We start from the raw sequence: 18,659 nt of genomic DNA, 5'->3' as shown, positions 1-18,659 counted from the left end.
CAGGCCACTGGCCGTTCAAGGGAAGCAAGCTTAACAAGCTTGCGATCGGGTGGCCGGCCTGTTCGGGCCGCGGCCAATAAAAAGGCCCAGATGCCCGACTCGTCGTCGCTGCACCTGGGCCCAAGCTTACTGCCCCGATACCGAATCTGCCGGTTCCGGACCCAAGGGGCCGGCGCCAGCACATTGCAGTGGAGCCTTTATAGGGCCCGGGCAGTTACGGTGCAGTTAACCCGGACTGACGCCCTCGTTAACCGCCGCGCCCGGCCGACCGGTTCTAGGGCAAGCGGCGTGAAGGAAAGCTCAGCCGGCCCGATCTTCCAGATGCCGGATGATGTGGGCGGACACGTCCACGCCGGTCGCCCCCTCGATGCCCTCCAGGCCGGGCGAGGCGTTGACCTCGAGGATCAGCGGACCGCGCCTGGAGCGCAGCAGGTCCACACCGGCGATGCCCAGGCCGAGCGCGCCCGCGGCACGCACGGCGATGCGCTTTTCCTCGGCGCTCAGGGTGGCCTTCATGGCCCTGCCGCCACGGTGCAGGTTGGCGCGGAAATCGCCGGGGCTGGCGTCGCGCTGCATGGCGGCGATCACCTTCTTGCCGACCACGAAACAGCGCAGGTCGCTGCCGTTGGCCTCGCCGATGAATTCCTGCACCAGGAAGTTGGCGTACAGGCCGCGGAACGCCTCGATCACGCTCTGCGAAGCGCCGCGCTTCTCGGCCAGCACCACGCCGGTGCCCTGGCTGCCCTCGTTGAGCTTGATCACGTGCGGCGGCTCGCCCAGCATCGCCAGCACATCGTTGGTGTCGTCCGGGTTGTCGCCGAATACGGTGACCGGCATGTCCAGGCCGTGCGAAGCCAGGATCTGCAGGGCGCGCAGCTTGTCGCGCGCGCGCAGCACCGCATCGGACGAATTGGGCGTGTACACGCCCATCATTTCCAGCTGGCGCAGCACCGCGGTGCCGTAGAACGTGGCGGTGGTGCCGATGCGCGGGATCACCGCATCGATGTCGCGCACCGGCTTGCCCTTGTAGCGCACCGCCACATTGTTGGGCGCGATGCGCACGTAGCAGCGCAACGGGTCGAGCACGCGCACCACATGGCCGCGTTCGCGCGCGGCCTCGACCAGCCGGCGGGTCGAATACAACCGCGTGTTGCGCGAGAGGATCGCGATCTTCATGACGATGGGCCGTGGTGGCGTTACGGGGAGGCCTGCCCCGCCGGTTCGGCGAAAGCAGGCAACGGACGCGGCTGGGTGTAGGAAAGCGACGGATCCACCGCGAAGCGGCCGAGCAGCGCGCTGCGCCCCAGCAGCATCGGGAAAAGCATATGCCGCCGGTCGGTGAGGCTGATGTCGATCGGGAAGCGCTGCCCGGCGATCAGCACGTCGCTGCGCACGAACCAGCGCTCGGTGCCGTGCCCGCCGGTGTCGGTCACTACGCGTCGATCCAGCGCCGGCGCCTCGCACTGCATCGTGCGGCGTTGTCGCCGCCCCAGGGTGAGGCAGAAGCGCAGCCACGTGGCGCCATCGCGCTCGAAGGCCTCCAGCGCATCCACGTGCAGCGAGCTGGACCGCGCGCCCGTATCCAGCTTGGCCTTGAGCATGTCGATACCCAACTGCGGCAGCGCCAGTCGTTCCCGCCAACCGAGAGTGATCAGGTCTGTCATGGCTGCACGGTGCTGGCGGGAGGCCCGGGGAGCGTGGGCGGGCCGTACCTTCAATGAAAAGTGAAGGACGTGACCCGTCCATCGCGAGGCGACGAACGGTGGTGGACCATGCTGCAGGATGGAGCGGGTGAAGGGAATCGAACCCTCGTCAGTAGCTTGGGAAGCTACAGCTCTACCATTGAGCTACACCCGCGCTCGCCGCGGATGGTAACCCGGGAGGCGGGAGTTGGGGAACGGGCAGGCCGCATGGCGAGGCACGCCGGGCCCACCGGGGAGCATGGACCAGGCATGGCGGCCGGCTGAACCGTTGGCGACCGGGCGCCGTGCCGGGTGCAAGGCGGGTCCATAATCGGTCATCGCCTCATGACATGGGCCGTTCTGTAACGGGGATACCGCGGAGGAAACCCCATGCACGCACCTTCGAAATGGCAGCTCACCTGGCGTTCCTGCGTCGCCACCGTGCTGCTGTGCATGGCCGGGGCACTGCCGGCGGAGACGCTGGACGACAGCGGCGATCCGCCGGACCGGGTCGCCCGCCTGTCCTGGCTCGGCGGCGACGTCGGCCTGCTGCCGGCCGGCGCGCAGGAGTGGGGCGAGGCCGGCCTCAATCGTCCGTTGACCACCGGTGACCGGCTCTCCAGTAGCGATGGCGCGCGTGCGGAACTGGAGCTCGACAGCGCCACCCTGCGCCTGGATGGCCGCACCGACGTCGGCTTCCTGCAGCTCGACGGCCAGTTGGCCCAGCTCGAGCTGACCCAGGGCACGCTCAGCCTCGCCGTGCGCCAGCTCGATGCAGGCCAGAGCTACGAGATCGACACGCCGACCGTGGCGCTGGTGGTCGACCAACCCGGTCGTTTCCGGGTGGACGTCGATGCCGACGGCCAGGCCACCCGCGTCACCGCCTTCGACGGCAGCGCCACGGTGTACGGCGAGAACGACGCGCAACGGCGGGTGATCGCCGGGCGCAGCTACCGCTTCGCCGATTCCCTGCTCGCGGGCGTGACGCTGCAGGACATCGCCGGCGGCGACGACTTCGACGCCTGGAACGACGAGCGCGATCGCCGTTACGCCGATTCGGAATCGCGCCGCTACGTGTCCGAGGACGTGATCGGCTACCAGGACCTGGACCGCTACGGCGACTGGCGCAGCGACCCGGAGTACGGGCAGGTCTGGTATCCGGCGCACGTCGATACCGGCTGGGCGCCCTACCGCAACGGCCATTGGGCCTGGGTCGGCCCATGGGGCTGGACCTGGGTGGACGACGCGCCCTGGGGCTTCGCGCCCTACCACTACGGCCGCTGGGCCTGGCGCGGCGGCGGCTGGTGCTGGGTGCCGGGCCCGACCGGCTGGCGTCCCGTGTACGCACCGGCACTGGTCGCCTTCGTCGGCGGCAACCGCTGGAGCGTGTCGGTGGGCAGCCGGCCGGTCGGCTGGTACCCGCTCGGCCCGGGCGAGGTCTACGACCCGTGGTACCGCGGCAGCCACCGCTACTACACGCAGGTCAACGTGACCAACATCCACGTGCGCAACACGGTGGTGGTCGATCGCGTCGACCACCGCTACCGGAACTGGCACCGCGGCATCGCCCCGCCGGTGCGCGCGCTGCACCGCGATGGCCCGCGCGGCTTCACCGCGATGCCGGCGCGCAATTTCGTCGGCGCCGACCGCGTGCAGCGACATCGCCTGAAGATCGATCCCGCCCGGCTCCGGGATGCCTCGCTGCAGACCCGCAACGCGACACCGCGACCGACACCGCACAGCTTCGCGCCACCGCGTTCGCCCAAGGCGCGGCCGCTGCCGGCGAAGGGCTTTCGGCGAGAAGTGGTGGCGCGGCACGCGCCGCGCGCGGTGCGCATCGCCGATCGCGCCCATCACGCCGGGCCGCACGCGGCGCCGCCGCACGTGCGCGTGCTGCGGCCGCGTGGCGACACGCTGCCGGCGGTCGCGCGCATCGCGCCGGCCCCGCGCGCCGGCACCAGGGAGGCGCCGCGCGCGGCAGTGCGCAGCGGTGGACGCGGGACGCAAGGCGTCGACGCACGCTCCCGCCCGGTGCCGCGCGAGGTACCACTACGCCCGGGTGAGCTGCGTTCGGCGCGTTTCGTGCGCGCACACGCCGCCCGCGAAGCGACCCCACCGCGCCCGGGAGTGAGCTTCATCTCCACCGCCGAAGGCGACCGCGAGCGGGCGGCGCGGACCGCGCCGACATTGCCGCGCGTGTCGCGCCTGCAACCTGCCGACACGCCCCGCGCACCGGCCCGCCGACCGGATGCCGGCAACCGTCCGCGCCTGCGCGCGCCGCAGATCGAGGCAGCTACCCGCGCCGGGCGCATCGAGGCGGCGCGGCAACGACAAACCCCGCCACGGCAGGTTCCGGCCCGCGGCAACGACCGCGCCGCACACCTGCGCGCGCCGGGCTTCGCTGCGCCACGGCCCATCCGCGCGTCTCCGCCGCAGCGTTCCGCGCGCCCGCCGGAGTACCGCCAGGCCCGGCCGCTGCCGCATGCCGCGCCAAGGCCGCGCGCGCCCGCGCCGTCTTCCGGCCGGGCGCACTCCGCCCCCGCGCACGCGCCGGCGGCGCGTGCGCGGCACGAGTCGGCGCGTCGCTTCGACCGGAAAGACTGATGCTCGCAGGCGGCGCCCACCCGGCGCCGCCGCTACAATGCGCCGCCCGTGACAGGGCGCGCGGCTCGCGCGCGCTGCCGTCTCCCGCAATCCAGGCGCACGCCGTGACCGACCAGCACCCGCATCCCGACACCTCCCTGCACCTGCGCCGCATCCGCAGTTTCGTGCTGCGCGAGGGCCGCATGACGACTGCCCAGCAACGCGCCTTCGACGCGCACTGGGCGCGCTTCGGCATCGACTACAGCGGCACCGCGCAGGATCTCGATGGCCGGTTCGGCCGCACCGCGTCGCGCGTGCTGGAAATCGGTTTCGGCAACGGCGAGGCGCTGGCCTGGGCGAGCGAACACGACCCCCTGCGCGACTACATCGGCGTGGAAGTGCACGGCCCCGGCGTGGGTCGCCTGATGAACGCCCTGGCCGAGCGCGATGCGGGCAACGTACGCATCTACAAGCATGACGCGGTGGAAGTGCTCGAGCACGAGATCGCCCCTGCCTCGCTGGCCGAGGCACGCATCTGGTTCCCCGATCCCTGGCACAAGAAGCGCCACAACAAGCGCCGCATCGTGCAGCCGAAATTCGTCGCCCTGCTCGCCTCGCGCATGGCCGCCGGCGGCCTGCTGCACCTGGCCACCGACTGGCAGCCGTATGCCGAACACATGCTGGAGGTGATGGAAGCCGCGCCGGCGTGGCGCAACGCGATCGCGCCGGGCCAGTACGCCGAGAAGCCGGCCTGGCGCATCGAGACGCACTTCGAACGGCGCGGACTGAAGCTCGGACACGGTGTCCGGGATCTGCTCTACCGCAAAGCCTGACGCCCTTCCCTCCTCTTCGGGAGGAGGCCCGGGAGGAGGGCCGCACTTGCCCCGCCCCGCCCTGCCAGTCCAGGGATCGCCCGGAAAACGCTCGATCCCCTGCAGGAGCGCACCCGTGCGCGACCGTGAGCCTGCGCTCCTGCAAAGGTTCGAGCCAGCGGTTAACCGGAATTCCCCTCCGGGGAGGGGCTCGGGCGAGGGGTCGCGTTCGCCTCGGGACCGCCACTCCTCCCTTCTCCCGATGGGAGAGCTCAAGAATCACTTGCCGCAAGCACCAGGATTCACCAGCCGCTGCAATGCCCCGCTTATACTTGCGGACAAACAGGGACGGGCCCGGCCGCGTGAGGCATCCACTGCACAACCCCATCCGCTTCCACCACCAGCCTTTCCTGGACGCTCGCTAGTGGCCCTTGCGCTCACCCCCGAAATGATCCTGGTGCTCGGGCTGGTGGGCTTCACCATGCTGATGCTGGTGCTGGAGTGGATCCGCGCCGACATGGTGGCGCTGCTGGTGGTGGTGGTGATCGGCCTGACCGGGCTGATTCCCTCCGAGCGCGTGTTCGACGGCTTTGCCGGCAACGCGGTGATCGCGATCATCGCGATCATGATCATGGGCGCAGGGCTTGACCGTGCCGGCGTGCTCTCGCTGACCGCCAACTTCGTCATGCGCATGGCCCAGGGCAAGGAATCGCGCCTGGGCGTGGTGATCAACTCGGTCACCAGCCTGTTCAGCGCGGTGATTCCCAGCCAGGCGCTGGCGGCGCTGATGATTCCGGTGACCAGCCGCCTGTCCGCGCGCACCGGCGTGCCGATCTCGCGGCTGCTGCTGCCGATGGGCTTCTGCATCCTGACGGCGACCAACACCACGCTGATCGCCAACTCGCCGCTGATCGTGCTGAACGACCTGATCGCCAGCGCCAATGCCAACCTGCCGCCCGGCGCGCACACGATCCCGAAGTTCGGCCTGTTCAGCGTGACCCCGGTGGGCCTGGTGCTGGCGCTGCTGGGCATCGGCTATTTCTGGTTGTTCACCCGCAAGCTGCTGCCCGAGCGCGAAGACGATCGCCTGAAAGTCACTCCCGGCCGCACCGAGAGCTACTTCGCCGAGACCTACGGCATCGGCGGCGAGACGGCCGAGCTGACGGTCACCGCGGAGAGCCCGCTGGTCGGCATGAGCATCGGCGAGGTGGAGCAGTTGCACGGCGCGCCACTGATCCTGGCGATCAAGAGCGGCAACGATTCGCGCATGGCTCCGCCGGTGGACTACGTGATCTGGGTCGGCTCGGTCCTGGGCGTGCTGGCGCCGCGCGAACAGGTCAACCACTTCGCCAACAACCAACTGTGCAAGGTCTCGCCGCGCATGCGCCAGTTGGGCGAACTGTTCAACCCGACCCGCGCGGGCATTTCCGAAGCGGTGCTGCCGCCCTCCTCGCGCTTCCTCAAACAGAGCGTGGGCGACCTGCGCCTGCGCAAGCGCTACGGCATCTCGGTGCTGGCGATCAATCGCGGCGAGCAGGTGTTCCGCGACGATGTGCGCGGCGTAAGCCTGCGCGCCGGCGACACGCTGGTGCTGCATTCGAGCTGGCGCGACCTGGCGCTGGCCTCGGAGGACAAGGACCTCGTCGTCGTCACCGACATCCCGAAGGAGGAACAACGCCCCGGCAAGATCTGGCAGGCGGTCGGCTTCTTCCTGCTGGCCAAGTGCCTGGCGCTGTTCACGCACCTGGATCTTTCGGTGGCCATGATGACCGGCGCCATCGGCATGCTGCTGACCGGCGTGCTGAACATGGACGAGGCCTACAAGGCGGTCAACTGGAAGACGATTTTCGTTACCGCGTGCCTCATTCCGCTGGGCTGGTCGATGGACGCCACCGGCACCGCCGCCTGGCTGGCGCAGGTGGTGCTCGATCACCTCGGAGGCGCCTCGCCGTGGATCCTTCAGGGATGCCTGGCGGTGCTCACGCTGCTGTTCTCGCAGGTGATGTCGAACGTGGGCGCCACGGTGATGATGGTGCCCATCGCGATCAGCGTGGCGGTGGCTACCGGTGGCAATCCGTCGGCCTATGCGCTGATCGTGGCGGTGTCGGCGTCCAACACCTTCCTGCTGAGCTCGGGGCATCCGGCCTTGATGATGGTGGCCGGCCCCGGCGGCTATCGCGGCAAGGATTTCCTGCGCGTGGGCGTACCGCTGACGCTGGCCATGCTGGTGGCCACGCTGGTGATGATCAACCTGCTGTTCCACTGATTTTTCACCTGAACCGCAGCGCAGCCTGACAGGCACCCGGGCGCCTTTCTTGCAGGCATCCGGCGCCTGCCTCCCATTGACGTCAATTGCACTGGTGGCTGCCTACTCTCTGCCGAAGCCTTGTCACCCAAGGCCTAAGGAACGGGGATATTCGGTTTTGCCTGCGTGTGCAGGTGGTGCCGTGTGCGGTGCGGCGGGGATGTTCCGTCTGCCGGCATGGCCTGATCAGGACGATGGGACTAGCCAATATGCAGTACTCCCGGATACTCATTGCATGTCTGACGGCCGCCTGCGTTTCGGCGCTGGCGATCGCCATTCTGTATCGCTTCGCCGAATCCTGGGGTCTGGTTGACCGTCCGGATGAACGCAAGCATCACGTGGGCCACATCCCCTTGATCGGCGGACTGGCCGCGTTCATCGGCGTGATCGCCGGCACCCTAGTCGACGGGCAGGCGCACCTGTTCACCAACGTTTTGCTGGCCACCGCCGCGGTGCTGGCGGTGGTGGGTGCGCTGGACGACCGCTTCGACCTTAGCGTGCGCGCGCGGCTGCTGGTGCAGACCGCGGCGGTACTGGCCATGGTCGCCATCACCGGGGTCCAGATCCATACGCTGGGCCACCTGTTCGGCAAGGAATTCGAACTTGGCGTGTTCGGCATCCCGCTGACCGTCGTGGCGGTGATCGGGCTGCTCAACGCGTTCAACATGATGGACGGCATCGACGGCCTGGCCGGCACGCTGGCGCTGGTGAGCATCGGCGCGATCATCATGTACCAGGGCCAGCCGCAGTGGCCCGGCGTGGTCGTGCTGGTGCTGCTGGCCGGCGCCCTGGTGCCCTACCTGGCGGCGAACCTGGGCCTGGTCGGGCGCAAGATCTTCCTCGGCGACGCGGGTAGCATGGTGGTCGGTTACATCCTGGCCTGGACGCTGATCCACCTCAGCCAGGACCGCTACACACATGAACTGTCGACCATCGACGTGCTGTGGTGCGTCGCCTTGCCGGTGCTCGATACGATTGCCGTGATGGTACGGCGCATCCGCGAGGGCAAGAGCCCGTTCAAGCCGGATCGCGGCCACATCCACCACATGATGCTGCGTGCTGGTCTGGGTCCCCGCACCACGCTGGTGGCGCTGGTGATGCTGGCGATCGGGCTGGCGCTGACCGGCATGCTCACCCACTCGCTGGCGCCCGGCAGCAACCTGCTCGCCTTCGGCGCTCTCACGGTGATCTACGTGACGGCGATGGGGCGCATCTGGCAGAAGCAGCAGGCGGCACCCTCGCTGCCGCAACCACGCCCCACGCTGGAGGCGGCCGAACTGCCCAGTAATGTGGTGCGGTTGCAGTCCTCGGTCACGTTTCTGTCTTCCTACGGCAAGCGTACCGAAGGCCCCAAGCGCAATTCGGCGTCCAAGTAGCGCTGCCTTCGGGGCGGCATTGCGCCGTCCCGCCGGTCACCGGCGCGGCGCCATTCATGCGGGCGGCGCGCCTTGCCCGCCCTTGTCCATGCACCGCGACGGTTTGGTACGCGTTTAGCCCGGACAGCCAAGCGCAAGCGCGCTGCTGCACGAACCATCCACCGTGCACGGCCAACAATGCCCTTTCGCCCGCGTCCGTGGAGACCGCCAAAGCGTGAATTCGATCGCCTACCCGAAGCAGGACGGCCTGTTCTCGCGTCTGGCACAGCTGACGCGGCGGCCGTTCTCGCGCAACGTGCTGGCGGTGACCAGCGGCACCGCCGCGGCGCAGGTGGTGACGATGGTGTTCGCGCCGGTGGTGGCGCGCCAGTACGGGCCGGCGGCCTTCGGCGTCCTGGGCGTGTTCATGGCCGCGCTCGGCGTGCTCGCGCCGGTGGCCTCGCTGACGTATCCGATCGCGATGGTGCTGCCCAGATCGGACGCGGACGCCAAAGGCATCGCCAAGCTGTCGCTGCTGATCGCGCTGGTGGTCGCGGGCGTGCTGATGCTGGCTTTCGGCTTGGCAGGCGATGCGCTTGCGAACCTGCTCGGGCTGGGCACCATCCGCGGCTACCTGATGCTGCTGCCGCTGGCGGTGTTCCTGTCCGCCTGGATGCAGGTGGCCGAGCAGTGGCGCATCCGCAAGAAGCAATTCAAGACCACCGCGCGCGTGGCGGTGCTGCAATCGGTGCTCATCAATACCGGCAAGGTGGGCATCGGCAGCTTTCATCCGTTCGCGTCAGTGCTGGTCGTGCTGGCCACCCTGGCCAACGGCCTGTATGCGCTGATGCTCGGCGTCGGCATGCGCGCCACCCTGGCCGCGGACGCCGACGAAGCCCCTCGCCGCAGCCTGGCGCAGCTGGCGCGCGCCCATTACGACTTTCCGCTCTACCGCGCGCCACAGGTGTGCCTCAACGCCGCCTCACAGAGCCTGCCGGTGCTGATGCTGGCCAGCTTCTTCGGACCGGCGGCGGCGGGCTTCTATGCATTGGGCCGCACGGTGATGTCGGTCCCGATACGGTTGATCGGCAAGTCGGTGGGCGACGTGTTCTACCCGCGTTTCACCGAGGCGGCCCACCAGGGACAACCGCTGGATTCGCTCATTCTCAAGGCCACCGGCTTTCTCGCCGCGGCCGGGCTGGTTCCGTTCGCCGCCGTGGTCGCGCTTGGTCCCTGGCTGTTCGCGCTCGTGTTCGGCCAGGACTGGCGGGTCGCCGGCGAGTACGCACGCTGGCTGGCGATCTGGCTCTACTTCGGCTTCCTCAACCGGCCCAGCGTGGCGGCGATCGCGACCCTGGGCATGCAGCGGTTCTTCCTTGGCTTCGAGGTGGTCAGCGTGGCGTTGCGCGCCGCGGTGATCTGGGGCGCTTTCCACTGGTTCCATAGCGACATGCTTGCGGTAGCCGCATTCTGCATCGTCGGAGCCTTGCTGAACGCTTTCCTCGTGGCCGCCACCATCGTCGCCTGCCGCAACGCAAGCACGGCAGCAGGCGCAGTTACGCAACAGGCAGCAAGATGACGCACAAACCCAAAATTCCAAGGGAAGTGGATTCGCCGTTGGTCATGGCACTGCCCGACGCCGCCTACTATCACTACAAATACCTGCGGATCCACGGACAGCTGTGCCGTTTCGAACGCCCCCGGCGGTTCTCGGAAAAGATCTTCCATCGCATGCGTTACCCGTCGCCGCTGTTTTCGCAGCTGGCGGACAAGGTCGAGGTGCGCCGCTACATCGCCGGCACCGTCGGTACCCAGTTTCTCGTGCCGGCCCACCTGGTCGCCGAACATGTCACGCCGGAAACCTTCGACGCGCTGCCCGAGAGTTTCGTGATGAAGGCCAACCACAGCTTCAGCCAGCTGCGCATCGTCCAGGACAAGCGCGACGAAGACCCGGTCGAACTGGCGCGCCTGGCCAACGGCTGGATGACTTCCCAGTTCTCGGCACGGATGCGCGAAAAGCATTACGGCTTCATCCGCCCCCGCGTGATCTTCGAGCAGGCGCTGTTGACCAACGGCCGCCCGCCGGCCGATTTCAAGTTCAACGTGTTCAATCCCGGCGCGGGCCAGAAGCCGTACATCTTCATCCAGCACATGCAGGGACGCTTCGAATACCTGACCCAGGATCTCTACGAGGAAGACTGGCGCCCGGCGCCGTTCCGCCTGCTCAACCAGAAGACCAGCGGCCGGCCGGCGCCGCGGCCCGTCCAACTGGACGAGATGCTGCAGATCGCGCGCAAGCTGGCCGAACCGCTCGGCTACATGCGGGTGGACCTGTACCTGCACCAGGGACGCATCTACGTGGGCGAACTCACGCTCACCCCGGGCGCGGGGCGATACATATTCGACCCCAAGGGCTGGGACGAGATCCTCGGCGCGAAGTTCGGATGGCCCGAGCCGCTGGCTTCCCGCGGCCTGCCATCGGGCAACGGCTCGACGACGGAGGCGGCGCCCCGCGTCGCGGCTCCATGAACCGAAATGACTGGAACAGCGCACAAACCATGACACAGGAAGGTCAGATGATCGTGCAGAACCATCGCCCGGCGACCGCCGTGGCGCCCGCTGTGGACGGCGGGTTTCCCGAATGCGCCCGCGAGCCTGCCGTCAGCCGGAGCGAACACGCGTCCATGAACGAAGCCCCGAAAGACCCGCGCCACCGGCCGACCGTGATCGTCTACAAGTCACGCCTGCTGCCCTATTCCGAAACCTTCATCCGCGAGCAGGTGCGCATGCTCTCGGGTTGGCGCGGGATCCTGGCGGGCGACGGCATGGTCAAGCAGGGGCTGGCGCTGGATGGCCTGGACGTGCGCGTGCTGGGCTACCGGCACCGCTTCGCGCGGCGCATGGCCAACCTGGGATCGCCCTACCTGATCTGGTCGTGGGCCCGGCTGAAGGCGCTGAAGGCCGAACGCGCGGACCTGCTGCACATCCATTTTGCCACCGATGCCTACCGGATCTGGCCGGTCGCGCGCCAGCTCGACCTGCCCACGCTGGTCACCCTGCACGGCTATGACATCACCACCTACCGCGGCTGGTGGGAAGCGGGCAACGGCGGGCGGCACATGCGCAAGTTCCCCGCCGGGCTGCTGAAGCTGGCGCAGGATCACCGCGTGCATTTCGTCGCGGTCTCCAAGGCGATCCGCGAATCGGCGATCGAGTTCGGCCTTCCGGAGAACAAGATCACCGTGCGTCCGATCGGCGTGGACACGGCACGCTTCACCCCCGGCCCCATCCCGATCGCAGCACGCCGCGACATCCTCTACGTGGGCCGCCTGGTGGAAAAGAAGGGCTGCCGCTACCTGCTGCAGGCCTTCGAGCAGATCCAGCACGAGTTCCCCCAATCGCGGCTGATGATCGTCGGCGACGGCCCGCTGGCACCGGAGCTGGAAGCCTATGCGCGGGAGCGCGGCGTGCGTGCCACCTTCCGCGGCGCGCTGCCGGCCGAGCAGGTTCGCGAGTGCCTGGACCAGACGCGCGTGTTCTGCCTGCCCAGCATCACCGCCGACAACGGCGACGCCGAAGGCATGGGCATCGTGCTGCTGGAAGCACAGGCCGCCGGCGTGCCGGTGATCACCTCCGCGCGCGGCGGGGCCACCGAAGGCATCGTCCACGGCAGCACTGGTTTCGCCCACGCCGAGAAGGACGTGGCCGCGCTGCGCGAGGGGTTGCGGGCGCTGCTGCAAAGCGACGAGCTGGCGAGCAGCTTCGGCGCCAACGGCCGGCGCCACATGGTCGAGAACATGGATATCCGCGGCTGCACGGCGCGGCTGGAAGCGTTCTACGACCAGCACGCCTTCAGCCATCCGTCCATGGCCGCGCAGGCACTGCGTTCGGCGCGCGAAGGACGCTAGCGGACGATAAGGGCAGGCCCTTCCCTCTCCCCGCAGGGAGAGGGTCAGCATGCTCGCGCAGAGTCCCATGTCCGCTCCGAACGTGGGTTACCTGGGCTCGCTCGCCTCCAGTCGCATCCGGTCGACCACGATCACGCGCCCGGCACGGCCCTGGCGCCCCACGCGCACGAGCGACACGCTCAGCTTGTCCAGGTTGGCCGGCCAGATCCGGCGCAGGGACTCCATGACGGGAAAGCGCATGGTGGCCTGCACCGGGCCCTTGGCGTGGGCATCCATGGAGCCGTGCATCGGCTTGCCCGCGGCCATGCGTGCGCTCATCTGGGCGACGCTGATCTCGAAGGGACCGATCATGCCCAACAGGTAGTCGCGTTCGCGCCGGATGGCGGAGCCGGATGCGGGCAGGTTCAGGAATACCTTGTAGAAGAAGCCGCCCTCCTCGCCGAGGCCAGTCAGCCGCACGTTCTCCAGCACCAGCTCGAGCGGACCGCCGTTACGGGTCGCCGACGACTTGCCGATCATCAGGCTGCGGATGTGGTTGGCGCTGGAGGCCGGCATCGGAATGTCGAAGGTGGTGGATTGCTCGTCGAGCGCGAACTGCCCGGTGCCGCCGAGCTGCTTCGTCGTGGCGTCCAGATGCGCCGGCGAAAGCAGCTGCACCGGCTGGCTGGCCGGACGCGCCATCGAGGCCGGATAGCTCGGCAGGCTCGCCGGCATGGTCTCGTCGTCGTAGGCGTAGCCCAGGAAGGTGCTGGTGGTCGAGTAGGTCCACACCTTCGGCATCGAGCGGATCGCCGGGCCGTAATCGAGATTGTCGCCCTGCCAATAGGGATCGTTTTCCGGCGGCATCTCGCGGCCGTTGCCGGCCGCGCTCCAGGCGGCCCAGAGCCGGTCGATATTGGCGTGGTGCACGTAGAAGAGCGGATCGGCCGGCGAGAACGTGATGTTGGACATCGCCCCGCCGATGAGATTGTGGACCGGGTTGTGCGGAGCGGTCTCGAGGGTCGGTTCGAAGGCGTCCTCCAGCCCTCGCTCGAAGTTGGTCACGTCGTCGGCGAATGGCGCCAGGCTGAGCGCGTCGGTGACGTCCGACGACGTGCGCTTGTTGCGCCACAACGGCGAGTGATCGACCAGGAAGGCTGCAGGCACCTGTGGATTGGCGTAGTAGTTCCAGTACGGCAGCTGGAAGTCGGCAATGCCGGAGACGCGGCGCAGCCGGCCCTCGAAGCGCTTGAGCAGGCCGCGGTGCCAGGCCAGGAAATAGGGCTTGCGGTGGGGGCAGTGGTCCTGGTGGGTCTTGATCCAGTAGTACCAGCTGTTGGGATCGGTCTCGTCCTTGTTGTCACGCATCGAACCGATCGCGTCGATGAACGGCTGCAGGTGCGGGCCCTGGGCGAACTCTTCCCAGCTCTGCCGGATCGCCGGGGTGTCCCCGCTGCCGGCGGCGCTGGCGGTGAGCACGGCCTTGGGTAGCAGGGGAATCAGTGCTGCCGTCATGGACGACTGCACGAAGCGTCGGCGGGAAATCATGGCGTATCCCTCACAAAGTCAAAAAAAAGCGGGAACCTGCGATGCTTCAGAGGCGCACTCGTGACACATCGCCTTAACACTTGAAACACACTTGCTGTCAACGTGGCGTTCAGCCGGACTGTGTCGGTAGGCACGATGTGTGCAAGGCGAACGCCCAAAGCGGGCTCTGGTCGCCGAAGAAGGGCAACCGCAAGCAACGTGGCAATGAAGGCTCGAGACGGCCTTTTCAGATGGCCTTCCATACGGCCATACAGCCGATCGCGCACTGACGCCGCGGTTCAGCGGGCGACGATGGCGCGACGGGAGGAATTGCTCTCTGGCGCGGCCGCAGCACCGGCGCGCGCGCCTGCCGCTGGCCCCTTCCCGCGGGAAGGGGCCGACGCCCGATCAGCGGGCGAGCAGGCTGTCGATGACCCGCTGCGCCAGTTCGTCCAGCGAGGCCTTCTCGGTTTCCAGATGCAACTCCGGCCGCTCGGGCTGCTCGTATGGCGAGTCGATGCCGGTGAAGTTGCGGATCTGGCCCGCGCGCGCCTTGGCATAGAGGCCCTTGGGATCGCGCTGCGCGCAGACTTCCAGCGGCGTGTCGACGAACACTTCGCGGAACTCGCCATCCTCGAAGAGCCGGCGCGCCATGCCACGCTCGCTGCGGAACGGGCTGATGAACGACACCATCACGATCAGGCCCGCATCGACCATCAGCTTGGACACCTCCGCCACGCGGCGGATGTTCTCCACGCGGTCTTCCTCGGTAAAGCCCAGGTCGCGATTGAGGCCGTGGCGCACGTTGTCGCCGTCGAGCATGGTGGTGTGATAACCCATCGCGTGCAGGCGCTTCTCGACCAGGTTGGCGATGGTCGATTTGCCCGAGCCCGACAGGCCGGTGAACCACACGCACGCCGGTATCTGGCCCTTGATGCGGGCGCGCGCGGTGCGGTCGATGTCGGTGTGTTGCCAGTGGATATTGTCGGCGCGGCGCAGGGCGAAGTTGAGCGTGCCGGCGGCGACGGTGGCGTTGGTCTGGCGGTCGATCAGGATGAAGCCGCCGAGCTCGCGGCAATCCTCGTACGACTCGAACGCAATGGCGTGGTCCAGGCCGAGGTTGCAGTACCCCACCTCGTTGAGCTCCAGGCGCTTGGCCGGGCGCTTCTCCTGCGTGTTCACGTCGACGCGATGCTTGATCTCGGTGACCTGCGCGGTGACCAGTCGCGCGCCGACCTTCATCCAGTACGGGCGCCCCGGCAGCAGCGCCGCGCTGTCCATCCACAGCAGGTGCGCGGTGAACTGGTCGGCCACCTGCGGCGGCGCGGAGGTCGCGGCAATCACGTCGCCGCGGCTGATGTCACGCTCGTCTTCCAACTGGATGGCCACCGCGTCGCCGGTGACGGCGCGCGTCAGATCGCCATCAGGCGTGACGATGCGCGCCACGCGCGAGCGCACCCCGCTGGGCAAGGCCACGACTTCGTCGCCCGGCGCGATCGAGCCGGCCACCACCTGCCCCGCGTAACCGCGGAAGTTCTGGTTGGGACGGCAGACCCATTGCACCGGCATGCGGAAACCCAGCTTGCTGGTGGCGTGCTCCACCTGCACGGTTTCCAGATGCTCGAGCAGGCTCGGGCCGTTGTACCAGCCCATCGACTGCGAGCGGCTGGACACGTTGTCGCCGTGCAGCGCCGAAAGCGGCACCGCGGTGACGTGCTCGATGCCCATCTGCGCCGCCACCACGCGGTAATCGCTCTCGATGCGCTTGAAGGTGCCCTGCGCGTAGTCGACCAGGTCCATCTTGTTGACAGCCAGCAGCACGTGGCGGATGCCGAGCAGGCCGCAGATATAGGTGTGGCGGCGGGTCTGGGTGAGCAGTCCCTTGCGCGCGTCGACCAGCACCACGGCGAGATCCGCGGTGGAGGCGCCGGTGGCCATGTTGCGGGTGTACTGCTCGTGCCCCGGACAGTCGGCGACGATGAATTTGCGCTTGTCCGTGCTGAAGAAGCGGTAGGCCACGTCGATGGTGATGCCCTGCTCCTGCTCGGCGGCAAGGCCGTCCACCAGCAGCGCGAAGTCCAGTTCGCCGTTCTGCGTGCCATGGCGCAGGCTGTCGCCTTCGAGCGCCGCCAGCTGATCGTCGAACAGCAACTTGGTGTCGTACAGCAGGCGCCCCAGCAGGGTGCTCTTGCCGTCATCCACGCTGCCGCAGGTGATGAAGCGCAGCAAGCTCTTGGTTTCGTGCCGCTGAAGGTAATCGTCAATCGCGGTGACGGCGGCGGTCGACTGGTTTTCGGTCGTTTCGAGATCCATCAGAAATAGCCCTCCTGCTTCTTCTTTTCCATGGAAGCCGAGGCGTCCTGGTCGATGATGCGGCCTTGCCGTTCGGAGGTGCGCGCCACGAGCATTTCCTGGATCACCGCCGGCAGGGTGTCGGCGTCCGACTCGATCGCCGCGGTCAGCGGATAACAGCCGAGCGTGCGGAAGCGCACCTTGCGCATCTGCGGCACCTCGCCGGGCGCTAGCGGCATGCGGTCGTCGTCGACCATGATCAGCTGGCCATCGCGCTCGACCACCGGGCGCTCCCTGGCGAGATAGAGCGAGGGCACCTCGATGTTCTCGCGATAGATGTAGAGCCAGATGTCCAGCTCCGTCCAGTTGGACAGCGGGAACACGCGCACGCTCTCGCCCTTGTGGATGCGCGTGTTGTAGAGGTTCCACAACTCCGGGCGCTGGCTCTTTGGATCCCAGCGATGCTGGGCGTTGCGGAAGGAGAACACGCGCTCCTTGGCGCGCGATTTCTCCTCGTCGCGGCGCGCGCCGCCGATGGCCGCGTCGAACTTGTATTTGTCCAGGGCCTGCTTGAGCGCCTGCGTCTTCATGATGTCGGTGTGCACGCTGGCGCCGTGGCTGAAGGGGTTCACGCCCTGCGCCACGCCTTCCTGGTTGGTGTGCACGATCAGCCGGCAACCGGTTTCCTTCGCGCGGCGGTCGCGGAAGGCGATCATCTCGCGGAACTTCCAGGTGGTATCCACGTGCATCATCGGGATCGGCGGGGGCGCCGGGAAGAACGCCTTCTGCATCAGGTGCAGCAGCACCGAGGAATCCTTGCCGACCGAATAGAGCATCACCGGGTTGGCGAATTCGGCGGCCACCTCGCGCATGACGTGGATGCTTTCGGCCTCCAGGCGCTTCAGGTGCGAGGAAGCGGCAAGAGTGTGGACGTCCGTATTGCCGATGTCCGCAGCATCACTGCGCGGAATGCCGTTCGGATCCGGCATAGCAGCCAAGGCCATAATGTCTTTCCTTCTCTGTAGGGCGTAGTGCACCGTCGATCGTGCAATCTAGGTAAGCACTCGTGAAAGAAATCAATAAGCGGGCGTTATTCGCGGCCGGAATATCCCGCGTTTGCGCCGTCCGTTCAGGGACCGAGCCACAGCGCCAGCCGGTTCACCGCATAGGCCCGCGGCCGTTCGCCACGGATCCACCGGTTCGGATGGCGCGGCTCCAGTCGCTCGTAGCCGAAAGCGTCAAGAACAGGTGCAGCGACCAGGTTGGCCAGCGCGATCTCGTAATCGGTGATCTGTGATTTCCAGGCCTCCAGCGGTCGCTGCGAGATGCCGCCGAACGCCTCGTTGCTCGTGCTGTTGCCTTGCCAGTGCTCGCCCTGCGAGGTCGGATGCACCAGCGCCTCGTCATAGTCGATGCCGAGGAACCCGGCCACGTCGCGCATGGTCGCGGCGGTATCGGACACCAGGTCCTCGAAGCGCACGCACAAGTAGTTGGGCAGCGCCAGCCGGTTGGTGAACAGCTGGTGGTAGGAATTGTGCAGCGACGAGGCGACCGGCCACAGGTACGGAAAGCGCCCGGCCATTTTCTGCAGCATGCGGCGCAGCGCCACCAGTGTGGCGTAGGGGTTGCGCACGATGTGGACGAAGCGCGCGCCGGGAAAATAGCGCGCCAGCACGTAGGCGAACTCGGCATGCTCGACCGACTTCTCCACCAGCGCCCGTCCCGCGGCCGGCGGCTGGCCGAAGGACGCCTCGTAGGCGGCCTGCATGTAGCCGAGCAGGAACGCCGGCATGTCGGCCGGATCCAGCGCGCGCAGGCGGGGCTCCAGAATCTCCATGCGATAGCTGAAGCCGGGGGCATCGGCATAGGGGTCGTGGCCGCGGGTGTCCTCCCGGATCTGCCCGAGCAGTTGATCGAAAAACTCCGACCGGTCCATCGCCCGCGGCAGGTTGCGCCGCCGGCGGTAGTCCACCCAGTGATTGGTGAACTGGAACAGGTGGGTCTCCTTCGGCAACACGGCCAGCGACGGATGGCCGTCGAGCAGGCTGCGCAGCAGGCTGCTGCCGCTCTTGTGCGAGCCGAGCAGGAATATCGGCGGCGGGTCGAGCGCGATGGCGGAGGCGCCGGCCGGCAGGCCGTCATCGGAGGCGGTTGGGGCATGGGCGGTAGGCATGCAGCGGGCGGCCCCCTGGAAGTACGTCATCGTCGATCCCTGC

The 18,659-nt window shown here is 67.9% G+C and carries 13 protein-coding genes and 1 tRNA gene; 7 read left to right on the top strand and 7 right to left on the bottom strand.

Annotated elements, in window-relative coordinates; translation table 11 throughout:
* Positions 1-300: 300 nt before the first annotated feature.
* From rimK to OSC30_RS09280, 3 genes are all read right to left on the bottom strand, one after another.
* Positions 301-1,176 carry a 30S ribosomal protein S6--L-glutamate ligase gene (gene rimK / locus OSC30_RS09290; RefSeq protein ID WP_267171563.1) on the bottom strand — a complete coding sequence of 292 codons (876 nt, stop codon included), beginning with the start codon at positions 1,174-1,176 and terminating at the stop codon, positions 301-303.
* Between the two features lie 20 nt (positions 1,177-1,196).
* On the bottom strand, positions 1,197-1,664 hold the full coding sequence (locus OSC30_RS09285; RefSeq protein ID WP_267171562.1) for an ATP-dependent zinc protease family protein: 468 nt from the start codon (positions 1,662-1,664) through the stop codon (positions 1,197-1,199).
* 119 nt (positions 1,665-1,783) lie between these two features.
* Positions 1,784-1,857 (bottom strand) — tRNA-Gly (locus OSC30_RS09280).
* A gap of 215 nt (positions 1,858-2,072) precedes the next feature.
* Here OSC30_RS09280 and OSC30_RS09275 point away from each other — a divergent pair.
* The 7 genes from OSC30_RS09275 (at position 2,073) to OSC30_RS09245 (ending at position 12,645) form a co-directional block, all read left to right on the top strand.
* Positions 2,073-4,286, top strand: coding sequence for a DUF6600 domain-containing protein (locus tag OSC30_RS09275; protein ID WP_267171561.1), 2,214 nt, complete (start codon positions 2,073-2,075; stop codon positions 4,284-4,286).
* A 104-nt stretch (positions 4,287-4,390) separates the two neighbouring features.
* Complete coding sequence (gene trmB / locus OSC30_RS09270; RefSeq protein WP_267171560.1) at positions 4,391-5,098, top strand: tRNA (guanosine(46)-N7)-methyltransferase TrmB; 708 nt, start codon at positions 4,391-4,393, stop codon at positions 5,096-5,098.
* A 427-nt stretch (positions 5,099-5,525) separates the two neighbouring features.
* Positions 5,526-7,343, top strand: coding sequence for an SLC13 family permease (locus tag OSC30_RS09265; protein ID WP_267171698.1), 1,818 nt, complete (start codon positions 5,526-5,528; stop codon positions 7,341-7,343).
* A gap of 233 nt (positions 7,344-7,576) precedes the next feature.
* Positions 7,577-8,758, top strand: coding sequence for an MraY family glycosyltransferase (locus tag OSC30_RS09260; protein ID WP_267171559.1), 1,182 nt, complete (start codon positions 7,577-7,579; stop codon positions 8,756-8,758).
* 214 nt (positions 8,759-8,972) lie between these two features.
* Positions 8,973-10,316 (top strand): lipopolysaccharide biosynthesis protein, encoded by a 1,344-nt coding sequence (locus tag OSC30_RS09255; protein WP_267171558.1) that lies wholly within the window; start codon positions 8,973-8,975, stop codon positions 10,314-10,316.
* 44 nt (positions 10,317-10,360) lie between these two features.
* Positions 10,361-11,266, top strand: coding sequence for an ATP-grasp fold amidoligase family protein (locus tag OSC30_RS09250; protein WP_267171557.1), 906 nt, complete (start codon positions 10,361-10,363; stop codon positions 11,264-11,266).
* Positions 11,267-11,313: 47 nt separating this feature from the next.
* On the top strand, positions 11,314-12,645 hold the full coding sequence (locus tag OSC30_RS09245) for a glycosyltransferase (protein ID WP_267171556.1): 1,332 nt from the start codon (positions 11,314-11,316) through the stop codon (positions 12,643-12,645).
* Positions 12,646-12,732: 87 nt separating this feature from the next.
* On the opposite strand, the gene OSC30_RS09240 is transcribed toward OSC30_RS09245, so the two are convergent.
* The 4 genes from OSC30_RS09240 to OSC30_RS09225 all read right to left on the bottom strand — a co-directional run bounded on the left by OSC30_RS09240 (position 12,733) and on the right by OSC30_RS09225 (position 18,646).
* Entirely contained in the window at positions 12,733-14,172 is a 1,440-nt protein-coding gene (locus OSC30_RS09240; RefSeq protein WP_267171555.1) for a tyrosinase family protein, read from the bottom strand.
* Between the two features lie 387 nt (positions 14,173-14,559).
* Positions 14,560-16,464: a sulfate adenylyltransferase subunit CysN gene (gene cysN, locus OSC30_RS09235; RefSeq protein ID WP_267171554.1), complete on the bottom strand. Its 1,905-nt coding sequence runs from the start codon at positions 16,462-16,464 to the stop codon at positions 14,560-14,562.
* The gene (cysD, locus tag OSC30_RS09230) at positions 16,464-17,447 is read right to left on the bottom strand and encodes a sulfate adenylyltransferase subunit CysD (protein ID WP_267171553.1); all 984 of its coding nucleotides are present in this window, start codon (positions 17,445-17,447) and stop codon (positions 16,464-16,466) included. Before cysD ends, cysN begins: the two co-directional genes overlap by 1 nt.
* A 125-nt stretch (positions 17,448-17,572) precedes the next feature.
* Positions 17,573-18,646: a sulfotransferase family protein gene (locus tag OSC30_RS09225; protein WP_267171552.1), complete on the bottom strand. Its 1,074-nt coding sequence runs from the start codon at positions 18,644-18,646 to the stop codon at positions 17,573-17,575.
* Positions 18,647-18,659: the final 13 nt, after the last annotated feature.

The organism is Frateuria hangzhouensis, from assembly GCF_026410505.1.
Taxonomy (GTDB): domain Bacteria; phylum Pseudomonadota; class Gammaproteobacteria; order Xanthomonadales; family Rhodanobacteraceae; genus Frateuria_A; species Frateuria_A hangzhouensis.
This window is presented reverse-complemented; position numbering and strand designations above follow the sequence as displayed.

What these genes read in the sequence shown, in the direction of transcription:
- cysD (WP_267171553.1), bottom strand. Translation starts at nt 17,447, where the DNA reads ATGGCCTTGGCTGCTATGCCGGATCCGAACGGCATTCCGCGCAGTGAT.
- OSC30_RS09275 (WP_267171561.1), top strand. Translation starts at nt 2,073, where the DNA reads ATGCACGCACCTTCGAAATGGCAGCTCACCTGGCGTTCCTGCGTCGCC.
- OSC30_RS09265 (WP_267171698.1), top strand. Translation starts at nt 5,526, where the DNA reads ATGATCCTGGTGCTCGGGCTGGTGGGCTTCACCATGCTGATGCTGGTG.
- OSC30_RS09245 (WP_267171556.1), top strand. Translation starts at nt 11,314, where the DNA reads ATGATCGTGCAGAACCATCGCCCGGCGACCGCCGTGGCGCCCGCTGTG.
- OSC30_RS09250 (WP_267171557.1), top strand. Translation starts at nt 10,361, where the DNA reads ATGGCACTGCCCGACGCCGCCTACTATCACTACAAATACCTGCGGATC.
- rimK (WP_267171563.1), bottom strand. Translation starts at nt 1,176, where the DNA reads ATGAAGATCGCGATCCTCTCGCGCAACACGCGGTTGTATTCGACCCGC.
- OSC30_RS09260 (WP_267171559.1), top strand. Translation starts at nt 7,577, where the DNA reads ATGGGACTAGCCAATATGCAGTACTCCCGGATACTCATTGCATGTCTG.
- OSC30_RS09225 (WP_267171552.1), bottom strand. Translation starts at nt 18,646, where the DNA reads ATGACGTACTTCCAGGGGGCCGCCCGCTGCATGCCTACCGCCCATGCC.
- cysN (WP_267171554.1), bottom strand. Translation starts at nt 16,464, where the DNA reads ATGGATCTCGAAACGACCGAAAACCAGTCGACCGCCGCCGTCACCGCG.
- OSC30_RS09240 (WP_267171555.1), bottom strand. Translation starts at nt 14,172, where the DNA reads ATGATTTCCCGCCGACGCTTCGTGCAGTCGTCCATGACGGCAGCACTG.
- OSC30_RS09285 (WP_267171562.1), bottom strand. Translation starts at nt 1,664, where the DNA reads ATGACAGACCTGATCACTCTCGGTTGGCGGGAACGACTGGCGCTGCCG.